The 3211-nt window shown below is 35.2% G+C and carries 6 protein-coding genes; 3 read left to right on the top strand and 3 right to left on the bottom strand.

Going from position 1 to position 3211, the window contains the following annotated elements; genetic code table 11:
- Positions 1–353: 353 nt before the first annotated feature.
- Together V7659_RS27620 and V7659_RS27625 are read right to left on the bottom strand one after the other, a co-directional pair.
- Complete coding sequence (locus V7659_RS27620; protein ID WP_026566955.1) at positions 354–554, bottom strand: cold-shock protein; 201 nt, start codon at positions 552–554, stop codon at positions 354–356.
- A gap of 127 nt (positions 555–681) precedes the next feature.
- A complete protein-coding gene (locus V7659_RS27625) occupies positions 682–1431 on the bottom strand; it encodes a Cof-type HAD-IIB family hydrolase (RefSeq protein ID WP_335543275.1) in 750 nt (249 codons plus the stop codon).
- Positions 1432–1641: 210 nt separating this feature from the next.
- Here V7659_RS27625 and V7659_RS27630 point away from each other — a divergent pair, with 210 nt between their 5' ends.
- From V7659_RS27630 to V7659_RS27640, 3 genes are read left to right on the top strand one after another with little or no spacing between them, the layout of a single operon-like run.
- Positions 1642–1908, top strand: a complete 267-nt coding sequence (locus V7659_RS27630; protein ID WP_335543276.1) for a spore germination protein — start codon at positions 1642–1644, stop codon at positions 1906–1908.
- Positions 1909–1927: 19 nt separating this feature from the next.
- Entirely contained in the window at positions 1928–2170 is a 243-nt protein-coding gene (locus V7659_RS27635) for a spore germination protein (protein WP_335543277.1), read from the top strand.
- A 12-nt stretch (positions 2171–2182) separates the two neighbouring features.
- Positions 2183–2590 carry an Hsp20/alpha crystallin family protein gene (locus V7659_RS27640; RefSeq protein ID WP_335543278.1) on the top strand — a complete coding sequence of 136 codons (408 nt, stop codon included), beginning with the start codon at positions 2183–2185 and terminating at the stop codon, positions 2588–2590.
- A gap of 211 nt (positions 2591–2801) precedes the next feature.
- Here V7659_RS27640 and V7659_RS27645 read toward each other — a convergent pair whose 3' ends face one another.
- Complete coding sequence (locus V7659_RS27645; RefSeq protein ID WP_335543279.1) at positions 2802–3104, bottom strand: iron-sulfur cluster assembly accessory protein; 303 nt, start codon at positions 3102–3104, stop codon at positions 2802–2804.
- Positions 3105–3211 lie beyond the last annotated feature (107 nt).

Here is a 3211-nt window from a genome sequence, read left to right on the forward strand (position 1 = left end):
TCCCGCAGGAGTCTTCGCCGCCTTCCACTCCAATCAACACGTTCTTATATTAGGCTTAAATTAAAAAAAGGTATAATTCCTCATTATTAAGGGAATTATACCTTTTTTTCCTCTTATCGGTAAATGGAGCATCCTTTCATTTACCAATCCAACCATATTTTCCACCTATCGGGAAATGGAGCACACTTGCATTTACCGCTTTGACGATTTTTTCCTCTTATCAGGAAATGTAGCACCTTTTCATTTACCACTCAAATATTATTTTTCTCTCCACGGTAAATGAAGAACATCGTAAGAATCTCTATTCATAAAAAAACAGACCCAAAAGACTGGGTCTGTTTATCGGCGGGTCATTATGATTTACGGACGTTTACTGCTTGTGGTCCACGTTGGCCACTTTCAATTTCAAACGTAACCTCTTGACCTTCGTCTAATGTTTTGTATCCTTCGCCTTGAATAGCAGAAAAGTGAACAAATACATCTTCTCCACCTTCACGCTCAATGAATCCAAAACCTTTTTCACTGTTAAACCATTTTACTTTACCTGATTCCATTCTTTGTAGCCTCCTAGCATGTAACAATTACATGTAAATTGCAAATTGATTGCATAATTATTTTTACCCATTTCCTTTTTACCTATACCATAACAATTTTAAAATTTTAATTGGAAATGAACACTCTTTATAAAACCCATTTGTAGATTGCCTTAGCGACTCCGTCTTCCTCGTTTGTGGCAGTTACCCAATCTGCAGACTCTTTTACAAGATCTTGAGCATTTCCCATCGCAACTCCCAGGCCGGCTGTCTTGATCATCGCCAAATCATTTAGACTATCACCAACCGCCATTACATTTTTCATATCCAATCCGAGCCTGTTACAAACAATCTCCAGACCCTTCGCTTTATTAATACCGGCCGAATTCACTTCAATATTTTTCAACGTGGAATTACTAAGTTCAAATTCACCTTTTGCCTGTAATTCTTTCATGATTATCTCTCTTGTTTCGTCATCATCGATATTAAAACCAAATTTCATCCATTCCAATGTATGCAAGTCCTCTGGCATTTCATTATGCCAATTACGTTCCGTGCTAATCGCCCAAAACTTCGTGTTATGCTGCTGCGATAACCTCCACATCCACTCAACAAGCTCGGACTTTACCAAGTTCCTCTCTACTAATTCACGTTGATCATCCCATATTTCGCTTCCATTAACGGTGACCAAATAAGAATCAAGCTCTAAGGAGTCAGCATGCTCACGGCTTGTCAAAAGCGAACGGCCTGTACTTAGAACCACATATATTCCTTTGTCCTTAGCTGCTTTGATAGCTTGGCGATTTGCATCTGAAACTTGTCCTTTATTATTTAATAGCGTACCGTCCATATCAAGTGCAACTAGTTTGACTTCAATGTCATTTTTAAATTTATCCATATGTAAACACATGCTCCCTTCGACTTTTCTATTATTAGATTAACATCATTTCTAAAAACTAATCAAACTCTCAAGTTTACATAATATCGTTATGATAAACAAAAAAAAACACAAGGACTCTGCGATATCCGTAGGGTCCTTTATTAAGTAACATATAGGCACTCTATTGCATATAGTACCCATAAGCCAAGAATAGAAAGGTGTTTAAAGATGCCATCGGTTGTTATCAATTTATATTATTTAAAAATCAACAGTATTTCGGGCAATGGCTCCATAACTATAGGGGAGGCATCTCATAATAGTCCCACTTCCAATACTAAATCACAAGGCATTAATGCCTCATATGGAGATACATCACCGACTGAGGCAATGATGGAAAACCTATTAAATGATCCTGATGTGAATGATCAAACTTCCATTGGAACTACTGATGTTGCGAATGTAAATAGAGCCATTCCACCTGTACCACCAATTTAAATTATAGGAGTTATTTAATATGCCATTTCAAATCAATATTTTAAATTTTAAGATTAATGGAGCTGCGCAAAACGGAAATGTTGATATAGGTCCTACCGTGCATAACAGCCATACTGCCAATAGTAAATTTATTGGAGCCAATTTCTCATTAGGTGATTTTTCACCAGCTTCTTCTCTTATGAACTCGGGCAATATAGATACAGATGTTAGTGATCAGGATCAAATAGCTAACCCTTCAATGCCTATTGCCAACCAACTTTAAAGGAGCAGTAAAATGGATATAGAAAAAATGAGAAAATGGCTAGAGATTACAAACGAGTATAGAGAGAGCAATTTTTGGTCTAGTGTACTCAAGCAAAAACAACCCGAGGAATTTTTTAGAGAAGTATCGTTTAATCCAAAATTTGATCTATATCAAAATGATTATTATAACTTTATTATTTTTGAAATACCTGGAGTAAATCAAGAAGATATTTCGCTTAGCCTAATTTCAAATACACACTTAAAAATTAATGGCAGTATAAAACCTGTGTTACCATTCGAAATGGAAATGAAGAGAGAGCGCGTATATGGTGATTTTGAACGAGTGATTGACCTTCCAGAACCAACACAGGCTCATTTAATACATTTACAAATTAATAATGGACTACTTCATTTATCATACCCTCGAAATAAGTGTTGATTTGGATTTTTATAGATATAAGCACTTTGGAATCAATCTCTTCTCAAATATGCTAAATACAGAAAGATTTCCCTTCTATAATTGTAGAAGGGTAAACCTGTTTTTTTATTATCGTTGGTATTGGACATAAATACGAATTATTTCGATTTTCAAGAAAATAACAATTATAAAAAAACGCCTGTCAATAACAAGCGCTTTTCATGTGGTCATATTAATGATGGTGATGAACACCCATGGTTGGGTTAGTAATTAGCCATTCTTCTTTCGGTAATTGGAAATATTGGATCCAGATACTATTTAAAGTTGGATCATTTTTATCAAGAATGAAATCAATTTCTTTATCACTTGTGACTACCACATCGTTTTCGGTTGGGGTATCAAGCCTTAAATCATAATGGGCATGGTCCCCATGAATACTTGTGACATAAACACGGAATAGTTTTCCTTTTGCTTCTTCTTGTTCTAACATTTTTTTCAAAGCTTTTGCTGCATTACGATTCACTTTTACCTTCATTTTTTGCTCTCCTCTAGCTATGTATTCCTTCGTATTATCCCACTTTTTTGCAAAAATAGACAATTATTAGTTTTGAACAAAAAGGACTAAATTACCAGGTAAAAAAA

The sequence above is a fragment of the Neobacillus drentensis genome (genome assembly GCF_036966985.1).
GTDB lineage: Bacteria > Bacillota > Bacilli > Bacillales > Cytobacillaceae > Neobacillus > Neobacillus drentensis_E.

Excerpts from the sequence above, each read along its gene's own strand:
- V7659_RS27625 (WP_335543275.1), bottom strand. The coding sequence starts at position 1,431 with ATGGATAAATTTAAAAATGACATTGAAGTCAAACTAGTTGCACTTGAT.
- V7659_RS27635 (WP_335543277.1), top strand. The coding sequence starts at position 1,928 with ATGCCATTTCAAATCAATATTTTAAATTTTAAGATTAATGGAGCTGCG.
- V7659_RS27620 (WP_026566955.1), bottom strand. The coding sequence starts at position 554 with ATGGAATCAGGTAAAGTAAAATGGTTTAACAGTGAAAAAGGTTTTGGA.
- V7659_RS27630 (WP_335543276.1), top strand. The coding sequence starts at position 1,642 with ATGCCATCGGTTGTTATCAATTTATATTATTTAAAAATCAACAGTATT.
- V7659_RS27640 (WP_335543278.1), top strand. The coding sequence starts at position 2,183 with ATGGATATAGAAAAAATGAGAAAATGGCTAGAGATTACAAACGAGTAT.
- V7659_RS27645 (WP_335543279.1), bottom strand. The coding sequence starts at position 3,104 with ATGAAGGTAAAAGTGAATCGTAATGCAGCAAAAGCTTTGAAAAAAATG.